This window comes from Bradyrhizobium cosmicum, assembly GCF_032290525.1.
GTDB classification, from domain to species: Bacteria; Pseudomonadota; Alphaproteobacteria; order Rhizobiales; family Xanthobacteraceae; genus Bradyrhizobium; species Bradyrhizobium cosmicum_A.
On record NZ_JASXTA010000002.1, the window covers coordinates 349271 to 366526 of the forward strand.

The following is a 17256-nucleotide window of genomic DNA, read 5'->3' on the forward strand; positions in this document are numbered from 1 at the left end:
CCGCGGCCGTGGAGGTCAATTCCGTACCGCACGCAAGCGTGATCCCCCGCGGCCGGGCGTTCGCGAAAGACAGGCCTACATGACGGTCGTACTTCAATGTGGGGCTACGCCCGACGCCCTGATGCGCTCCGACTGGCCTGTCCTCGAATGAGATGATGGAGAACCACCATGACCCGTACGAAGATCGCTGTCGCGGCCGCGCTGCTGTCGGCAGCGGCCCTGATGCCGACGATGGCACAGGCACAGTTTTCCGAGCCCGCGGCCTATCAGGCCGCGCATCCCGACCGTGACGTGCTCAACGGCGGTCAGCTCACGCCGGCGGGACGCGCAGCCCGTGGCGAGACGGTGGCACCGAGCGAGGCCTATGCGGCCTATCCGTCAGGCGTGAGGCCGGTCGTTCGTCCCCGCCATCGCCGTCAGCATCAATAATTTTGCTTATCGTTTGAGCATGATCTTGTCGGAAAACCGCTGCACGCTTTTCCGGATCATGCTCTAGACAATCTGCCTGGTGTCGGCAGGCCTGTGCAGCGCGCCGACCAGAATGCGTAGCGCTTCGGTCAATTCCGCTCGGTTGCGCGCTGCGCCGAGCGAGACGCGCGCCGCATGCGGCGGTGTGCCGTCCACGGTGAAGGCATCGCCGGCAACGACTGCGAGTCCATTCCGCAACAGGTGAGCCGCGATTTCGGGGCGGCTTTCCGGCAGCCGCAGCCACAGATGATGAGCGGCGGGTCTTGCAAGGAATTGAAAGCCTTTCAACGCGCGTTGCGCGAGCTGCTGGCGGCCGACGGCCTCGTTGCGAATGGCGGTGATGATGCGATCGGCAATGCCGGTCTCGATCCAGTGGGTCACCAGCGCGACCATCAGCGGCGCGGGCATCTGCACCGTCGCCTGCAGGCAGGTCCGCATGGCCTGCTGCGCGGCGCTGTCGGGCGTCACGAGATAGGCAACACGCAAAGCCGGGGCAATGCATTTCGACAGCGTGGTTGCAAGATAGGTCCGCTCGGGAATGTGATTGGCGATCGGCGATGCCGAGCGGTCGAGCAGGCCGTAGGCGTCGTCCTCGATCAGAATCGTGTTGGCATTGCCAATGATCCCGGCGATCGCGCTGCGGCGCTCGGCAGACAGCGTCGCGGTGGTCGGGTTGTGCAGCGTCGGAATGAGGTAGACGGCCTTCGGGCTATGCGCGCGGCAGGCCTTCGCCAGCGCATCGGGCAGGATGCCGCCGTCATCCATGGCGACGCTCACGAGCCTGACGCCGAGCCGCGCCGCGGCGGCCTTGATGCCGGGGAAGGTGAGGGCTTCGGTCAGCACGACGTCGCCCGGCCGCGCGAGATGGGCGAGCAGGTTGAACAGGATCGTCTGCGCGCCGGGAAAGATCACGAGCCTGTCGGCTTGCGCGTGCGGAACGCGTGCGCGCATCCAGCGCGCCGCGACCTCGCGCTCGTGCGCGCTGCCGCCGGGCGGCTGGTAGTTGAGATACGTGGTCAGGCCGGATTGCGCGCGGATCGCTTCCATTCCGGCGATGATCCGCTCGTCGAACTGCGCCTCCAGCGGATGCGGAGGCACGTTCATCGAGAGATCGATGGCGACCGGATGCGGCAGGTCGGCCGCGCGGCGCGCGCTGGTCTCCGACACGAACGAGCCCTGTCCGACCCGGGCTTCCATGATGCCCCGGCGCCGCGCCTCGGTGTAGGCGCGCGTCACCGTGGTGAGGTCGATGCCGAGCGCTTTCGCGAGTGCGCGCTGGGTCGGCAATTGCTGGCCGCGCACCAGCCGGCCCGCGGCGATGTCGGCCTCCATGGCGTCGACGATGCGCTGGTAGCGCGGGCCACTCAGCTCCGAGATTGTAGGGGTCCAACCCATGCAATTTAAGTCCATATCCTTTGAATGTATGGATGCAAGATAGTATTGTATGGATCAGCGAAAAGGAAGAGGTGCGGTCATGGCAATCGGTTCAGTCTCTCTGGCGAAGGCGATGTGGCGCGGCTTTTTGGGCAAGTGCCCGAACTGCGGCGAAGGACACATGTTCGGCCGTTTCCTGAAGGTGGCCGACGCTTGCGATCATTGCGGCGAGGAACTGTTGCACCAGCGAGCCGATGACTTTCCGGCTTATCTCGTGATGGTCGTGGTCGGCCATCTCGTGGTGCCGGCGATCCTCGCGGTCGAGACCGCCTATGCGCCGGCGGTGTGGCTGCAACTGGCGGTGTGGCTGCCGGTGACGCTGTTCGCTTCGCTCGCGCTGCTGCAACCGACCAAGGGCGCCATCGTCGGGCTGCAATGGCAGATCGGCATGCACGGCTTTGAAGCGGGCAAGCTGCGGCGCGAGGCCGGCGAGCTTGCGCCGGTGCTGGTGAAGGCGGACACGCGCGCCGCCTGAGCGGGGCGCGTTCACATCGCGCGGCCGGCCGCTACACTCCATCGTACCAACAAGAACGATGGAAACGCCGATGGCCGCACATTCGCCCAAGACTTTCCTGCTCTGTCACGGCGCCTGGTCCGGCGGATGGGCCTGGAAGAAAATGCATCCGCTGATGGCGCAGGCCGGCCACCGCCTGGTGGCGCCGACCTATACCGGTCTCGGCGAGCGCGCGCATCTGGCAAGTCCTTCGATCGATCTCGAGACGCATATCCGGGACATCCTCAACGTCATCGAATTCGAGGACCTCCGCGACATCGTGCTGCTCGGCCACAGCTATGGCGGCATGGTCGCGACCGGTGTCGCCGACCGCGCGCGCGAACGGGTGTCGCAGCTGATCTATCTCGACGCCTTCGTGCCGCGCGACGGGCAGTCTCTGTTCGATCTCCACGAGGGTGGGCGCGAGCCGATGCGCAGGGCTGCAGGCTCCGGCGACGGCTACCGCGTCCCGCCGAACCCGCCGCCGCCGGACACGCCGCAGGCCGATCTCGATTGGCTCAACGCGCGCCGCGTCGCGATGCCGGTCAAATGCTTCGAGACGAGCTTGAGACTCGAGCACGGCGAGCCGGCGGTGCCGCGCAGCTACATCTACTGCACGCGCATTCCGCCGGGCGACGTGTTCGGGCAATTTGCGAAGCGGACGAAGAGCGAGGATGGCTGGCGCTATCTCGAACTCGATGCGAGTCATGCGCCGAATGTCACCGCGTCGGAGGCGTTGATGAAGGTGTTGAACGAGATCGTGGCCTGACCCACGGATGTGGTTCCGGGGCTCGCGAAGCGAGAGCCCGGAATCCATCGGGCGACAGAGTTGGTGGATGAATGGATTCTCAGATGCGCAATTGCGCATCCTAGTTCGCGACTTCATCGCGCCCCGGAATGACAGAGGGGCCGAAATGGTGAGGGGCCCGATGCGGTCAGCATCGAACCCCTCGTCACTTCGTTAGTAAGACGCGTTCTCTTCGCGAACCGGAAAACCACTCCGCTCGAAAACGCTTTAGAGCATCAGCCGGCCTGTAAGCCGGGTTCTGTAGGGCACCGTCCGCTTGCGCGAACGATACGTGACGGCCATTCCTCTGGGACCATGTTTGCACATGGCCTCGAGCAACCTACCCGGACGGCGGGCCTGACATCGCCCCGCGGCGTTATCGCTTTCGCGAACAGCCCGCTACGCCGTCCCTATTCGGTTTTGCTCCCGGTGGGGTTTACCATGCCGGCCCCGTTGCCGGCGCCGCGGTGCGCTCTTACCGCACCTTTTCACCCTTACCTCGCCATAGCCCCGTTAGGGGCGTCGGCGGGCGGTTCGTTCTCTGTGGCACTTTCCCTAAGGTCACCCTCGCCGGACGTTATCCGGCACCGTATGTCAAGGGAGCCCGGACTTTCCTCCCCGGCGGCCTTTCGGCACTTGCCGGAGCGGCCGTCCGGCCGACTGACTGATAAGGCATGGGGCATTTGTGACGGTTCCGTCAAGCGGAGATCGCCGCGCGCGCGGCCTGCAAATAATTTATCCTGAAGATGTCGTTGGGAGCGTGCCCCGTTCGACTGCATGTCGGCGATCCAGCCGTGCAACAGGAGCTAAGCGATGCAGTATTTGCTGATGATCTATCAGAACGAGGCCGAGTACGCGAACATGCGTCCGGCGGTCGGCCAGCAGATGACGGCGGAATATCAGACCTTCACCCAGTCCATCATTCAGAGCGGCAATTTCAAGGCCGGCGACCGGCTGCAGCCGACCACGACCGCGACGACGGTGCGCGTGCGCGACGGCAAGACGCTGACGACCGACGGCCCGTTCGCGGAGACGCGCGAGCAACTCGGCGGCTACTATCTGGTCGAGGCCAAGGATCTCAACGCGGCGATCGAGATCGCGGCGCGGATTCCGAGCGCGCGGATCGGCTCAATCGAGGTGCGGCCGATCTGGGTGTACGACAAGTGACGGCTTGGCCGCGCTTCGGCGCATGACCCCCGGCAAAATCGAAAAGATCTTCCGCGACGAGACGGGGCGGGCGCTGGCCACGCTGATCCGTCTCGTCGGCGATTTCGATCTCGCCGAGGACGCGCTCCAGGATGCCTTCGCGGTGGCACTGGAGCGCTGGCCGGCGTGCGAGGTCCCCGGCAATCCGCGCGCTTGGCTGGTCAACGTCGCCAAGCACAAGGCGATCGACCGCGTCCGCCGCCAGATCGTCTTCCGCGCTAAGCAGCAGGCGCTGGTGCAAGAGCTCGAGCTGAACGCGCAAGCACCCGACGAGCCGCCGGGCACGCTCGACGACGATATGCTGCGGCTGATCTTCACCTGCTGCCATCCTGCATTCGCGCCCGAGGTCCAGGTCGCGCTGACGCTGCGCACCGTCTGCGGCCTGTCGACCGCACAGGTCGCCCGCGCCTTCCTCGTCGGTGAGGAGGCGATGGCGCAGCGCCTCGTCCGCGCCAAGCAGAAGATCCGCCTCGCCGGCATTCCCTATGAGGTGCCCGAGCGCGACGCGCTGACGCCGCGGCTCGATGGCGTGCTCGCCGTGATCTATCTCGTCTTCACCGAAGGTTATGTTGCGACGTCTGGTTCGGATCTGATGCGGCCCGATCTCGCGGTCGAGGCGATCCGGCTCGGGCGCCTGCTCGACCGGTTGATGCCCGATCGCACCGGCATCAAGGGCCTGCTGGCCCTGATGCTGCTGCACGATGCGCGCCGTGCCGGGCGCGAGACGTCGGCGGGCGACATCGTGCTGCTCGAAGAGCAGGACCGGTCGCTGTGGGATCGCGCGCAGATCGAGCAGGGTTTGAGGATGGTGGACGACGCGCTGCGCGTGCCGGGCCGGCCGCAGCCCTATGCGGTGCAGGCCGCGATCGCTGCGCTGCATGCGCGTGCGCCGAGCTTCGAGGAGACCGATTGGCCGCAGATCGCCGGCCTCTACCAGGTGCTGCTGCGCATCAGCCCGTCGCCGGTGATCGAGCTCAACCACGCCGCGGCGGTGTCGATGGTCGACGGTCCGGCGCGCGCGCTCGATCTCGTCGATGCGACCGCCGCGCGCGGTGAGCTTCGTGGCTACGAGCTGTTGCCCGCGGTGCGCGCGGATTTGCTGCGGCGGCTGGGGCGAAAGGACGAAGCGCGCGAGGCGTATATTGCGGCAACGGAAGCGACGCAGTTGGAGCCGTTGCGTAGGCTTTATGCGCGGCGGATGAAGGAGATGGAGTAGGCCTCTCGTGCCCCGGACGCAGCGCAGCGCCCCTTCAGCGATGCGCTGCAGAGCCGGGGTCCATCTCACCATCGCGGATCTTGTCGCCGACTGGGTCCGGGCTCGCGCTTCGCGCGTCCGGGACACGAGAGTGGCGCAAGCCTCGTCGTCACTTCGACGCGACCGCCGTCCCCTCCGCCGGCAAGCTCGCCAGCAGCGCCTGCAAGGTCGAGAGCGTCGAGTGATCAGCAACCCCATCGAGCCGCGCGGGGCGGAAATGGCGCTGGAAGGCGGTGACGACTTCCATCGTCGCGGCGTCGTATTTGCCGGTGAGGGGAACGCCGTAGCCGTATCGGGCGAGCGCCTGCTGCAGGTTCAGCACCTCGTCGCTGATGGTGCCGAGCATCAGGCTCTCGCCGCGCACGACAGGGGCGGGCGTCACCCAGTGACCGACGCCGGAATTGGCCAGCGAATGCCATGGGAATTTCTCGCCGGGATCCTTCTTGCGCGCGGGGGCGACGTCGGAATGGCCGAGCACCCGGTGTGCGGGCACCTTGCGGCGGAGCATGATGCCGCGGCACAGTGCGATCACGGCGGCGATCTGGCGCAACGGATATTCCGGATAGCCCCAGTCGTGGCCGCGATTGATGATCTCGATGCCGATCGAGCAGGAGTTGATGTCGTCCTCGCCGGCCCAGGACGAGACGCCGGCGTGCCAGGCGCGCCTGGCTTCGGGCACGCATTGCACGATCCGGCCGTCCTCCAGCACGACGTAATGCGCGGACACCTCGGTACCGGCCGTGCACAGCCGCGCCAGCGCACCCTCGACATCGGGCATGCCGGTGTAGTGCAGCACGATCATGTCCGGCTGTCGTCCCTTGCTGCGCTCGCCATGGTTTGGCGAGGGGATGATGTCGGAAGCGATCGAGGAATCCGGCTCGAACGTCCGCGTGCTCGCCGCGGCCTTGGGAACCGGGAGAACGCGTTGACGCTTCGAATCAGATCCAGACGGCGTGGACGAACCGGGCGACATAGGCAGCTCAAGTCGGACAGAGGGTGGGCCAAGCCCTTCTCTTTACTATTCCTTTACCCTCCGGCGCGCGCAATCGCGCGTCGCGGTTAACGGATGCATTTTGGCGCATGTGTGTGGATGTGGCATCACCAGCCCATCACCTTTTCGACTTGCAACGAGCCGATCAACGCTTTCTTAACGCTAAGGGCCGTTACTGAGAGATGAAGAGCCGACCCGCGTCCGGAGGCGGCCAAAGCGTATTTTGGCTCGAAATCCCATGGCTGCCCGACAAATTCCACTGGGAACACTGGGTTTGCCGCCCGGGATGACCGGGCTAGGTAACCATGCTGGACGAGGGCTTTGTCGTGGAACCGCCGCGACGCGGAATTATTCGAGGCGTTATGGGCTTGTTCGTCCCCGGTTGCGCATGGACGTTCGGCAGGCTTGGCGCATGAGCTCGGCTCCGCACATCCCCGTTCTTGGCCGTGAGGCCGTCGATCATCTCGCACCGCATGCGGGCGGGATCTATGTCGATGCCACCTTCGGCGCCGGCGGCTACAGCCGCGCCATCCTCGATGTGCCCGGAACCCGCCTGATCGCGATCGATCGCGACCGCACCGCGATCGCTGGTGGTGCCGAGCTGGTCGAACGCTCCGCCGGCCGGCTGACGCTGGTCGAGGACCGCTTCTCCAATCTCGCCGAGGTCTGCGCGGCGCAAGGTGTCGATGGCGTTGACGGCGTCGTGATGGATGTCGGGGTGTCCTCGATGCAGCTCGACCAGGCGGCCCGCGGCTTCTCGTTCCGCCTCGACGGTCCGCTCGACATGCGGATGGGGCAGGCCGGCCCGACCGCCGCCGATGTCGTTGCGCGTGCCTCGGAAGGCGATCTTGCCGACATCATCTATCTCTTTGGCGAAGAGCGGCATTCGCGCCGCATCGCCCGCGCCATCGTCGCGGACCGGCAGGAGACGCCGTTCACGACCACGCGCGCGCTCGCCGATCTCGTCGGCAGGGTGGTGCGCTCCAAGCCCGGCGATATCCATCCCGCGACGCGGACGTTCCAGGCCCTGCGCATCTTCGTCAACGAAGAGCTCGAGGAGCTTCAGACCGCGCTCGCTGCCGCCGAGCGCGTGCTCAAGCCGGGCGGACGGCTCGTCGTCGTCTCGTTCCATTCGCTGGAAGACCGTATCGTCAAGACCTTCCTCGCCGAGCGCAGCAAGACCGGGGGCGGCTCGCGGCATCTGCCGGAAGTGGCGCAAGTCCCGCCGAGCTTCCAGCTGCTGACACGGCGGCCTGTCATCGCTGGCGAACAGGAGGTCGCAAGCAATCCGCGCGCGCGGTCCGCAAAGCTGCGCGCCGCCGAGCGTACCGACGCGCCGGCGCACAGGGATGATGAGGCCTCGTCCTGGCCAAAGCTCTCCGACGTGATGAGGGGAGGCTAGCGCATGCGTTTCATCCACCTCCTCGTCATCGGCGCGCTGATCTTCGCGGCGGCCCATGTCTACCGGATCAAGATGGATTCGACGGCCCGCACCGAGAAGGTGCTGCGGCTGCACGCGGAGATCCGCGAGCAGCGCGATGCGATCGCCTCGCTCCGCTCCGAATGGGCAAGGCTCGACGCGCCCCTGCGCCTGCAGGGCCTGTCCGAGCGGCATCTGCCGCTGAGGCCGGTCAACGGCACGCAATATGATTCGCTGAAGAACCTGCCGGAGCGTCCGCCCCGGATGTTCAGGCCGGGCGAGCCCGACCCGATCGGGGCCATGCTCAACACCATCGAAGCGGCGAGCGATCCTGACACCGTGACGGGCTCCGTGCCTCAGCCCGAGGACAAGCAATGAGTTCTGCGATGCCTGCAAAACCCATTGAAAAGCCGACGGAGCCTTGGCGTCAGCGCCTGATCCGCAGCCTGCTCTACGGGCGCAATGTCGACCGCGCCGCGAAGGCCCGCGCGCGCGTTGGCCTTGCGATGCTCGCCTTTGCCTCGGTCTATCTCCTGATCGGCGGCCGCCTCGTGATGTTCGCGATCGGCGCCGATGCCCACGGCGCCCGCCGCGCCGCGGCGCAAGAGGTGGTTGCGACCGCGCGCCCCGACATCGTCGACCGCAATGGCGCGATTCTCGCTACCGACGTCAAGGCGTCGAGCCTGTTCGGCGAGCCGCGCCGCATCATCGACAAGGACGAGGCGATCGAGCTGCTGACCGCGACCGTGCCCGATCTCGACGAAGCCGAGGTGCGCGAGCGCCTGAAGACGCGCAAGGGCTTCGTCTGGCTCAAGCGCGAGGTCACGGCGAAGCAGCAGCAGGACATCCACAAGCTCGGCATTCCCGGCATCGGCTTCCTGCGCGAGAACAAGCGCGTCTATCCGACCGGCAACGAGGTCGCCCACCTCATCGGTCTCGTCAACATCGACAACCAGGGCATCGCCGGCATGGAGAAGTGGCTCGACAATCAGGGGCTCGCCGATCTCCACCGTGCCGGCTTTGCCACCGACCGGCTGCAGAAGCCGATCGAGCTCTCGATCGATCTGCGCGTCGAGCACGCGCTGCGCGACGAGCTCTTGAAGGCCAAGGACAAGTTCCACGCCAAGGCGGCCTCCGGCATCGTGTCCAACGTCAAGACCGGCGAGATCGTGGCGATGGTCTCTCTGCCGGATTTCGATCCCAACAACCCGAAGGAAGCGCACGACCCCGACCGCATCAACCGCCTGACCACCGGCGTCTACGAGATGGGCTCGACCTTCAAGGCGTTCACGCTGGCGATGGCGCTCGATTCCGGCAAGATCAATCTGAACTCGTCGTGGGATGCGCGCGGCAACCTGCACTACGGCAAGTTCACCATCCACGACAGCCACCCGCTCGGACGTTTCATCAACACCAAGGAAGTGTTCACTTTCTCGTCCAACATCGGCGCCGCGCGTATCGCGCTCGGCCAGGGCGTCGAGGCGCACAAGGCGTTCCTCGCCAAGATGGGCCAGTTGACGCGGCTGCGCACCGAGCTGCCGGAGAGCGCGGCGCCGCTGATACCGCGCCGCTGGGGCGAGCTGAACACGGTGACCATCGCGTTCGGCCAGGGCATGTCGGTGGCGCCGCTCCAGGCGGTGATGGGCATCAACGCGCTGGTGAACGGCGGCTATTTGATTCCGCCGACCTTCATGAAGCGCAGCGAGTCCGAAGCGGCGGCGATGGCCAAGCGCGTCGTCAAGCAGGAGACCAGCGACAAGATGCGGTTCCTGATGCGGCTCAATGCCGAAATCGGCACCGCCAAGACCGCCGACGTCAAGGGCTACTATGTCGGCGGCAAGACCGGCACATCCGAGAAAGTCATCAACGGCCGCTATGCCAAGAAGCGTGTGCTGAACTCGTTCACCGCGATCATGCCCTGCGACGATCCGAAGTATCAGATCCTGATCATGCTGGACGAGCCGCAGGCGATTCCCGAAACCAAGGGTTTCATCACCTCGGGCTGGAACGCGGTGCCGACCGGCGGCAAGGTGATCGAGCGGATCGCGCCACTTTTGGGCGTCGAGCCGAGGTTCGACCTGCCGCCGTCCGAGCGCCTTATTCTTGCAGCATCCAGGACAACCCAGTAATCAAACGGGTGGGCCGTTGCCGCGGCTGAGTCGGGGCTTTTGCGACGATTCGGCTTTCCGGCACGGCATGTCGACTGGACAACCATGAAGCTGCGCGATCTCCTTGGCCAAGATGCCCTTGGCAATGATGCCGCGATCGAGCCCGCCGTCGCGGCGCTCGAGGTAACCGGCCTTGCGCTCGACAGCCGCGTGGTCAAGCCCGGCGATCTCTTCTTCGCGCTCGCCGGCGCAAAAACCGACGGCGCGCGCTTCGTCGATGCCGCGATCGCCGCCGGTGCGGTGGCCGTGGTCGGCGACCATGCGCCCGACGGCAGCAAGGTGCCGTTCGTCGCGGTGGCCAATCCGCGCCGCGCGCTGGCGCTGGCTGCGGCGAAATTCTTCCCCGCGCAGCCCGCAACGATTGCCGCGGTGACCGGCACCAGCGGCAAGACCTCGGTTGCGGCGTTCACGCGCCAGATCTGGGAGCGGCTGGGACATGCCTCCGCCAGCATCGGCACCATCGGTCTCGTCTCGCCGAAGCGCACGGTGTACGGCTCGTTGACGACCCCGGATCCGATCGCGCTGCACCGGCAGCTCGACGAGATCGCGCGCGAAGGTGTGACGCATCTCGCCTTCGAGGCCTCTTCTCACGGGCTCGACCAGTATCGCGTCGATGGCGTGCGCGTTTCGGCGGGCGGCTTCACCAATCTCTCGCGCGATCACATGGATTACCATCCGACCGTCGCGCATTATCTCGCGGCCAAGCTCCGGCTGTTCCGTGAATTGGTTTCGCCTGATGGAGCCGCCGTGATCTCGGCTGATCATGATTGCTCGGCGGAAGCGATCGAGACCGCCAAGGCGCGCGGCCTGCGCGTGATGGCGGTTGGTCGCAGCGGCGACGGGGCGGGCGAGGGCATTCGTCTCGCCGGCGCCGAGGTCGAGGGTTTCTCGCAAAAGCTCGACGTCGAGCATCGCGGCAAGCGCTATGCCGTCCGGCTGCCGCTGGTCGGCGAATTCCAGATCGAGAACGCGCTGGTGTCGGCCGGACTTGCCATCGGCACCGGCAGCGATACCGCCAACGTGTTTGCGAGCCTGGAGCATCTCGAAGGCGCCAAGGGCCGGCTCGAGCGCGTCGGCGAGCGCAACGGCGCGCCGATCTTCGTCGACTACGCGCACAAGCCCGACGCGCTGGCGAAGGCGCTGCAGGCGCTGCGGCCCTACGCGAAGCGCAGGCTGATCGTCGTGTTCGGCGCCGGCGGTGACCGCGATGCCGGCAAGCGTCCGATCATGGGCGATATCGCGGCCGAGAATGCCGACGGAATCATCATCACCGACGACAATCCGCGTAGCGAGAAGCCTGAAATCATTCGTGCCGAAATCCTCGCAACTGCAAAAGGCGCCCGCGAGATCGGCGACCGTGCCGCGGCAATTCGAACCGCGATCGAGGAACTTCAGGAAGGCGATGCGCTGCTCGTCGCCGGCAAGGGACACGAGACCGGGCAGATCGTCGGTGGCCAGGTGCTGCCCTTCAGTGATCATGAGGCGGTTGCGGCCGCATTAGCGTCGAGGGTTGCATGAGCGCGCCAATATGGACGGTGGCCGAAGTGGCGCGCGCGCTGGGCGTCGCCGGATCGTTCCCGGACACGCCGATCGATTTCGTCACCCAGGACAGCCGCCTGGTGAAGCCGGGCAGCCTGTTCGTCGCGCTGAGCGGCACGCCGAGTGGCGGCTTCGTCTCGGCCTTCGCCAGCGCGCGCGACGGCTGGGAATTCGCCGACAAGGCGGAAGCCTCGGGCGCGGTGGCGATGATCGTGCCGCACGAGATCGCCGGCATCCGCATTCCCCAGATCGTCGTGAAAGACACGCTGATCGACGGCCTGTGGGGCCTTGCGCGCGCCGCACGTGCGCGTTTCAACGGGCCGGTGATCGGGCTCACCGGCAGCGCCGGCAAGACCAGCACCAAGGAATTCCTCGCGGCCTATCCCAACGCCTATGCGAGCCCGTCGAGCTTCAACAATTTCTGGGGCGTGCCGCTGACGCTCTGCAATGCCAGGCCCAACGCCAGTCTCTGGGTCGTCGAGATGGGCATGAACCAGCAAGGTGAGATCGCGCGGCTCAGCGAGTTGACGCGGCCGACCGTCGCGCTCGTCGTCAACGTCCAGCCCGTGCATCTGGAAAAGCTCGGTTCGCTCGAAGCCATCAGGCGCGAGAAGGTGTCGATCGCGCTCGGCCTGCCCGGGGACGGCGTGCTGGTGCTGCCCGCCGGGCTCAAGGCGTCCGAGTGGAAGGGCAAGGTGGTGCGCTTCGGCGAGAAAGCCGAGGTGCACGAGGTCGCGCACGCGCCGCATGGCGAGGGCTGGCAGGTCGTGGCCATGATCGGCAAGAAGGAGATCGCCTTCAGCCTGACGCCCGGCGCGCCGCACCGCGTCCAGAATGCGCTCGCCGCGCTCGCTGCGATCCGCGCGGCGAACCTCGATGCGGCGACGCTTGCGATCAAGCTCGACCGGGTCGGCATCATGACCGGTCGCGGCGTCGAGCAGGCGATCGGCGGCGTCATCGTGATCGACGACAGCTTCAACGGCAATCCGGCCAGCGTGGCTGCGGCGCTGCAAAGCCTCCTGGCCCGCAACATGAGCGGCGGTCGCCGCATTGCGGTGCTCGGCGACATGCTGGAGCTCGGCGATGACGCGCCCGGCTATCACACCGGCCTCGTCAGGCATCTCGAAGGCATCGACGGCGCCTACTGCGTCGGCCCCCTGATGCGCCACCTCTACGACGCATTGCCGGCTGGCAAGGCTCTCGGCTGGCACGACGATCCCGCCACGCTGAAGCCGGGCGAGATCGCAGATCTGCTGAGGGCAGGCGATGTCGTGGTTGTCAAGGGCAGCAAGAAGATGTTCTGGGTCAACAAGTTTGTGCCGGGCCTAGTGGCCGCCTTGCAGGCAAAGGCGTAAACTGCTTGGAAGGCGCTGTTCCCGAATCCCACCTTGCGGCGCGAAGCCGACCGTTTTCCCAGAGGTCGCCCGACCTCCATGATGAAGACCAGCGAATGCGCGTGAGGCACGCCAAGATCAGGATCAAGATCAAAGGCACGTGCAAAGGCGCCATAGGACCGTCTGAATGTTTTACTGGCTGATCGAGCTTTCCAACACATTTCCGGGTTTCGGTGCCGTTCGCACCTTCCTGAACGTCTTCCGTTACATCACTTTCCGCACCGGCGGCGCGGTCGTCACCGGCGCGCTGTTCGTGTTCCTGTTCGGGCCCTGGATCATCGATCACCTGCGCATTCGCCAGGGCAAGGGCCAACCGATCCGGACCGATGGCCCGCAGTCGCATCTCGCCAAGAAGGGCACGCCCACGATGGGCGGGCTGATGATCCTGTCCGGCCTCACGGTGGGCACGGTGCTCTGGGCCAATCCGCTCAACCCCTATGTCTGGATTGTGCTGGCGGTGACGCTCGGCTTCGGCTTCGTCGGCTTCTATGACGATTACCTCAAGGTGACCAAGCAGACCACGAGCGGGTTCGGCGGCAAGCTTCGCCTGCTGATCGAGGCGGCGATCGCGCTGGTCGCCTGTTATGCGCTGGTGCGGCTGAACCGCGATCCGGCATCGACCGCGCTGACGGTTCCTTTCCTGAAGGACACCGTGCTGCATTTCGGCTGGTTCTTCGTCGTGTTCGGCGCCTTCGTCATCGTCGGCGCCGGCAATGCAGTGAACCTCACCGACGGTCTCGACGGCCTTGCCATCGTGCCCGTGATGATCGCGACCGCGAGCTTCGCCATGATCGCCTATCTCGCCGGCAACGCGGTGTTCGCTGAATACCTTCAGATTAAATATGTCGCCGGCACCGGCGAGCTCGCGGTGCTCTGCGGCGCGCTGCTGGGCGCCGGCCTCGGCTTCCTCTGGTTCAACGCGCCGCCGGCCTCGATCTTCATGGGCGACACCGGCTCGCTCGCGCTCGGCGGCATGCTGGGTGCGATCGCGGTCGCGGTGAAGCACGAGATCGTGCTCGCGGTGATCGGCGGCTTGTTCGTGCTGGAGGCGGTCTCCGTCATCGTGCAGGTGGTGTCGTTCAAGTTCACCGGAAAACGCATCTTCCGCATGGCGCCGATCCATCACCATTTCGAGCAACTCGGCTGGACCGAGCCGCAGATCGTGATCCGGTTCTGGATCATCTCGGTAATGCTGGCGCTCGCCGGCCTGTCGACGCTGAAGCTGCGGTGATCGCTAGATGATCCCGGTCACATCCTTCGCCGGCAAAACGGTCGCGGTGTTCGGTCTCGGCGGCTCGGGGCTCGCCTCCTGCCACGCGCTGAAGGCCGGCGGCGCCGAGGTGATCGCAGCCGACGACAATGGCGAGAACGTCGCGAAGGCGGCGCAGGCCGGCTTCATCACCGCGGATTTGCGCAGCGTCTCCTGGGCGAATTTCGCTGCGCTGGTGCTTGCACCCGGCGTGCCGCTGACCCATCCGTCGCCGCACTGGAGCGTGCTGAAGGCGCGCGAGGCGGGTGTCGAGGTGATCGGCGACATCGAGCTGTTCTGCCGGGAGCGGCGGCGGCATGCGCCGGACGCGCCGTTCGTCGCCATCACCGGCACCAACGGCAAATCGACCACGACGGCGCTGATCGCGCATCTGACGAAAGTGGCTGGTTACGACACCCAGATGGGCGGCAATATCGGCACCGCGATCCTGTCGCTGGAGCAGCCAGGCATGGGCCGCGTCCACGTCATCGAAATGTCGTCCTACCAGATCGACCTCACGCCCTCGCTCGATCCCTCCGTCGGCATCTTGCTCAACGTCAGCGAAGACCACATCGACCGTCACGGCACCATCGCGCATTACGCCGCGGTGAAGGAACGCCTCGTCGCCGGCGTGCAATCCGGCGGCACCGCGATCGTCGGCGTCGATGACGGCTTTTGCCGCGACATCGCCGACCGGCTCGATCGCGCCGGCAAGAACGTGGTGCGGATCTCGGTCAAGAACCCGCTGGCGAGCGGCATCCATGTCGAGCACGGCGCCATCGTGCGCACCGCGGGCGGTGCGAGGAGCGAGGTCGCAAAGCTCGGCGGCATTGGCTCGCTGCGCGGCCTGCACAATGCGCAGAACGCCGCCTGCGCCGCCGCTGCCGCGCTTGCGATGAGCATCAGCCTCGATGTGCTCCAGAACGGCCTACGCAGCTTTCCCGGCCTCGCGCACCGCATGGAGCAGGTCGGCCGTCGCGACAACGTGCTGTTCGTCAACGACTCCAAGGGCACGAATGCGGATGCCACAGCGCATGCGCTGTCGTCCTTCGCCGACATTTTCTGGATCGCCGGCGGCAAGCCGAAGGCGGGCGGCATCACTGGCCTGACCTCCTTCTTCCCGCGCATCCGCAAGGCCTATCTGATCGGCGAGGCCGCGCAGGAATTTTCCGGTACGCTGGGCGCCCAGGTGGCGCACGAGATCAGCCAGACACTCGACGTCGCGGTCGAACACGCCGCGCGCGATGCGGAAGCCTCCGGCCTCACTGACGCCGTCGTGCTGCTGTCACCGGCCTGCGCCTCCTTCGACCAGTACCGCAACTTCGAGATCCGCGGCACCAAGTTCCGCGAACTCGTGCAGGCGCTGCCGGGTGTGAAGCCGGTGGTGTGAGGGGCGTTTCGCGGCCTTTTCTCTCCGCTGTCGTCGCCCGGCTTGACCGGGCGACCCAGTATTCCAGAGACGGTGCTTGAGCCGAGAAGCCGGGGCGTACTGGATGCCCCGCCTTCGCGGGGCATGACGAGCGTTTGAGGTGGCGCTTTCCCTCTATCCCCCAAAAACATCCGCGTCTCCTTAACCTCCCGGTAACCAACCTCGGCGACCAATGGACCGACCTCTGTCCGAAAGCGGCCGCCCATGCTCTCCCGTGAAGAACGCACCCCCTTTTCCGAGTGGTGGTGGACCGTCGACAAGCCGCTGATGGGCGCTATCCTGGCGCTGATGCTGACCGGGGTGATCCTGTCGCTGGCGGCGAGCCCGCCGGTTGCGACCCGCATCGGGCTTGATCCCTTCCACTTCTTCAGCCGCCACGTGCTGTTCCTGGTGCCGTCCTGCCTGGTGCTGCTCGGGGTGTCCTTCCTGTCGCCGCGCGCGATCCGCCGCTCCGCCCTGATCATCTTCGCGGCCAGCATCGTCCTGATCGTGCTGACGCTCGCGATCGGCCCCGAGGTGAAGGGCTCGCGGCGCTGGATCACGCTGCTCGGCCTCAACATCCAGGCCTCCGAAATCGCAAAGCCGTCGTTCGTCGTGATCGCGGCCTGGCTGTTCGCCGAATCCACCAAGCGGCCGGAGATGCCGGCGACCTCGATGGCGCTGGTGCTGCTGTTGATGCTGGTCTCGCTTCTCGTCATGGAGCCTGACTTCGGCCAGACCATGCTGATCCTGATGGTGTGGGGCTCGCTGTTCTTCATCGCGGGCATGCGCATGATCTGGGTATTCGGGCTCGCCGGCCTCGGCGCCGCCGGCCTGTTTAGCGCCTATCTCTTTGTTCCTCACGTGGCAGGACGCATCAAGCGCTTCATGAACCCGGCTTCGGGCGACACCTTCCAGGTCGATACCGCCATGGAAGCGTTCTACAACGGCGGCTGGTTCGGCCTCGGACCGGGCGAGGGCATCGCCAAGCGCAGCCTGCCGGACAGTCACACCGACTTCGTGTTCGCGGTCGCCGCCGAAGAGTTCGGCATCATCCTGTGCCTTGCGATGCTGGCGCTGTTCGCCTTCGTCGTGATCCGCACGCTGTCGCGCGCCTATGCCAATGAGGACATGTTCTCGCGCTTCGCCGCTTCGGGTCTTGCGATCCTGTTCGGCGTGCAGGCCGCCATCAACATGTCGGTCAACCTCCAGCTCATCCCCGCCAAGGGCATGACGCTGCCGTTCGTCTCCTATGGCGGCTCTTCGATCGTGTCGCTCGCCTACGGCGTCGGCATGATGCTGGCGCTGACGCGGCTGCGCCCGCGTACCGAGGTCGAGGCAAGCGGCCGTGCCGAGGCGATGCGCAGCTACGCGTGATTGCGTGTCCCGGACAAGCGCAGCGAAGCGGAGCGCAGATCCGGGACCCAGAATGCCGCAACAGTGG

At 66.1% G+C, this 17256-nt stretch carries 15 protein-coding genes and 1 other RNA gene; 13 read left to right on the forward strand and 3 right to left on the reverse strand.

Going from position 1 to position 17256, the window contains the following annotated elements; translation table 11 throughout:
• Window positions 1-168: 168 nt before the first annotated feature.
• Entirely contained in the window at window positions 169-429 is a 261-nt protein-coding gene (locus QSV46_RS05420) for a hypothetical protein (RefSeq protein WP_314947524.1), read from the forward strand.
• Between the two features lie 63 nt (window positions 430-492).
• Here QSV46_RS05420 and QSV46_RS05425 read toward each other — a convergent pair whose 3' ends face one another.
• On the reverse strand, window positions 493-1863 hold the full coding sequence (locus QSV46_RS05425) for a PLP-dependent aminotransferase family protein (RefSeq protein WP_314947525.1): 1371 nt from the start codon (window positions 1861-1863) through the stop codon (window positions 493-495).
• Window positions 1864-1912: 49 nt separating this feature from the next.
• Between QSV46_RS05425 and QSV46_RS05430 the strand changes: the two genes are divergently transcribed.
• On the forward strand, window positions 1913-2377 hold the full coding sequence (locus tag QSV46_RS05430; protein WP_409997141.1) for a DUF983 domain-containing protein: 465 nt from the start codon (window positions 1913-1915) through the stop codon (window positions 2375-2377).
• A 70-nt stretch (window positions 2378-2447) separates the two neighbouring features.
• The gene (locus QSV46_RS05435; RefSeq protein WP_314947530.1) at window positions 2448-3164 is read left to right on the forward strand and encodes an alpha/beta hydrolase; all 717 of its coding nucleotides are present in this window, start codon (window positions 2448-2450) and stop codon (window positions 3162-3164) included.
• A 250-nt stretch (window positions 3165-3414) separates the two neighbouring features.
• Here QSV46_RS05435 and rnpB read toward each other — a convergent pair.
• Window positions 3415-3846, reverse strand: an RNA gene (gene rnpB / locus QSV46_RS05440) — RNase P RNA component class A.
• Window positions 3847-3995: 149 nt separating this feature from the next.
• Here rnpB and QSV46_RS05445 point away from each other — a divergent pair.
• Both QSV46_RS05445 and QSV46_RS05450 read left to right on the forward strand, forming a co-directional pair.
• Window positions 3996-4349 carry a YciI family protein gene (locus tag QSV46_RS05445; protein ID WP_314947533.1) on the forward strand — a complete coding sequence of 118 codons (354 nt, stop codon included), beginning with the start codon at window positions 3996-3998 and terminating at the stop codon, window positions 4347-4349.
• Window positions 4350-4371: 22 nt separating this feature from the next.
• The gene (locus QSV46_RS05450; protein ID WP_314947536.1) at window positions 4372-5604 is read left to right on the forward strand and encodes an RNA polymerase sigma factor; all 1233 of its coding nucleotides are present in this window, start codon (window positions 4372-4374) and stop codon (window positions 5602-5604) included.
• Window positions 5605-5752: 148 nt separating this feature from the next.
• Here the strand turns inward: QSV46_RS05450 and QSV46_RS05455 are convergent, their stop codons facing one another.
• Window positions 5753-6616: an N-acetylmuramoyl-L-alanine amidase gene (locus QSV46_RS05455; RefSeq protein WP_314947537.1), complete on the reverse strand. Its 864-nt coding sequence runs from the start codon at window positions 6614-6616 to the stop codon at window positions 5753-5755.
• A gap of 430 nt (window positions 6617-7046) precedes the next feature.
• Between QSV46_RS05455 and rsmH the strand changes: the two genes are divergently transcribed.
• The 8 genes from rsmH (at window position 7047) to ftsW (ending at window position 17189) form a co-directional block, all read left to right on the forward strand.
• Window positions 7047-8036: a 16S rRNA (cytosine(1402)-N(4))-methyltransferase RsmH gene (rsmH, locus tag QSV46_RS05460; protein WP_314947539.1), complete on the forward strand. Its 990-nt coding sequence runs from the start codon at window positions 7047-7049 to the stop codon at window positions 8034-8036.
• A 3-nt stretch (window positions 8037-8039) separates the two neighbouring features.
• Window positions 8040-8432, forward strand: a complete 393-nt coding sequence (locus QSV46_RS05465) for a hypothetical protein (protein ID WP_314947541.1) — start codon at window positions 8040-8042, stop codon at window positions 8430-8432.
• Window positions 8429-10183 carry a penicillin-binding protein 2 gene (locus QSV46_RS05470; RefSeq protein ID WP_314947544.1) on the forward strand — a complete coding sequence of 585 codons (1755 nt, stop codon included), beginning with the start codon at window positions 8429-8431 and terminating at the stop codon, window positions 10181-10183. Before QSV46_RS05465 ends, QSV46_RS05470 begins: the two co-directional genes overlap by 4 nt.
• 84 nt (window positions 10184-10267) lie before the next feature.
• The gene (locus tag QSV46_RS05475) at window positions 10268-11740 is read left to right on the forward strand and encodes a UDP-N-acetylmuramoyl-L-alanyl-D-glutamate--2,6-diaminopimelate ligase (RefSeq protein WP_314947547.1); all 1473 of its coding nucleotides are present in this window, start codon (window positions 10268-10270) and stop codon (window positions 11738-11740) included.
• Window positions 11737-13116 (forward strand): UDP-N-acetylmuramoyl-tripeptide--D-alanyl-D-alanine ligase, encoded by a 1380-nt coding sequence (murF, locus tag QSV46_RS05480; protein WP_314947550.1) that lies wholly within the window; start codon window positions 11737-11739, stop codon window positions 13114-13116. The genes QSV46_RS05475 and murF overlap by 4 nt, the downstream gene beginning before the upstream one ends.
• Window positions 13117-13282: 166 nt before the next feature.
• Window positions 13283-14386, forward strand: a complete 1104-nt coding sequence (gene mraY / locus QSV46_RS05485; RefSeq protein WP_314947553.1) for a phospho-N-acetylmuramoyl-pentapeptide-transferase — start codon at window positions 13283-13285, stop codon at window positions 14384-14386.
• A gap of 7 nt (window positions 14387-14393) precedes the next feature.
• On the forward strand, window positions 14394-15794 hold the full coding sequence (gene murD, locus QSV46_RS05490) for a UDP-N-acetylmuramoyl-L-alanine--D-glutamate ligase (protein WP_314947554.1): 1401 nt from the start codon (window positions 14394-14396) through the stop codon (window positions 15792-15794).
• A gap of 243 nt (window positions 15795-16037) precedes the next feature.
• Window positions 16038-17189: a putative lipid II flippase FtsW gene (ftsW, locus tag QSV46_RS05495; protein ID WP_314947557.1), complete on the forward strand. Its 1152-nt coding sequence runs from the start codon at window positions 16038-16040 to the stop codon at window positions 17187-17189.
• Window positions 17190-17256: the final 67 nt, after the last annotated feature.

What these genes read in the sequence shown, in the direction of transcription:
- QSV46_RS05455 (WP_314947537.1), bottom strand. Translation starts at nt 6,616, where the DNA reads ATGTCGCCCGGTTCGTCCACGCCGTCTGGATCTGATTCGAAGCGTCAA.
- QSV46_RS05435 (WP_314947530.1), top strand. Translation starts at nt 2,448, where the DNA reads ATGGCCGCACATTCGCCCAAGACTTTCCTGCTCTGTCACGGCGCCTGG.
- mraY (WP_314947553.1), top strand. Translation starts at nt 13,283, where the DNA reads ATGTTTTACTGGCTGATCGAGCTTTCCAACACATTTCCGGGTTTCGGT.
- QSV46_RS05445 (WP_314947533.1), top strand. Translation starts at nt 3,996, where the DNA reads ATGCAGTATTTGCTGATGATCTATCAGAACGAGGCCGAGTACGCGAAC.
- murD (WP_314947554.1), top strand. Translation starts at nt 14,394, where the DNA reads ATGATCCCGGTCACATCCTTCGCCGGCAAAACGGTCGCGGTGTTCGGT.
- QSV46_RS05420 (WP_314947524.1), top strand. Translation starts at nt 169, where the DNA reads ATGACCCGTACGAAGATCGCTGTCGCGGCCGCGCTGCTGTCGGCAGCG.
- QSV46_RS05425 (WP_314947525.1), bottom strand. Translation starts at nt 1,863, where the DNA reads ATGGGTTGGACCCCTACAATCTCGGAGCTGAGTGGCCCGCGCTACCAG.
- ftsW (WP_314947557.1), top strand. Translation starts at nt 16,038, where the DNA reads ATGCTCTCCCGTGAAGAACGCACCCCCTTTTCCGAGTGGTGGTGGACC.
- QSV46_RS05475 (WP_314947547.1), top strand. Translation starts at nt 10,268, where the DNA reads ATGAAGCTGCGCGATCTCCTTGGCCAAGATGCCCTTGGCAATGATGCC.
- murF (WP_314947550.1), top strand. Translation starts at nt 11,737, where the DNA reads ATGAGCGCGCCAATATGGACGGTGGCCGAAGTGGCGCGCGCGCTGGGC.
- rsmH (WP_314947539.1), top strand. Translation starts at nt 7,047, where the DNA reads ATGAGCTCGGCTCCGCACATCCCCGTTCTTGGCCGTGAGGCCGTCGAT.
- QSV46_RS05430 (WP_409997141.1), top strand. Translation starts at nt 1,913, where the DNA reads ATGGATCAGCGAAAAGGAAGAGGTGCGGTCATGGCAATCGGTTCAGTC.
- QSV46_RS05470 (WP_314947544.1), top strand. Translation starts at nt 8,429, where the DNA reads ATGAGTTCTGCGATGCCTGCAAAACCCATTGAAAAGCCGACGGAGCCT.
- QSV46_RS05450 (WP_314947536.1), top strand. Translation starts at nt 4,372, where the DNA reads ATGACCCCCGGCAAAATCGAAAAGATCTTCCGCGACGAGACGGGGCGG.
- QSV46_RS05465 (WP_314947541.1), top strand. Translation starts at nt 8,040, where the DNA reads ATGCGTTTCATCCACCTCCTCGTCATCGGCGCGCTGATCTTCGCGGCG.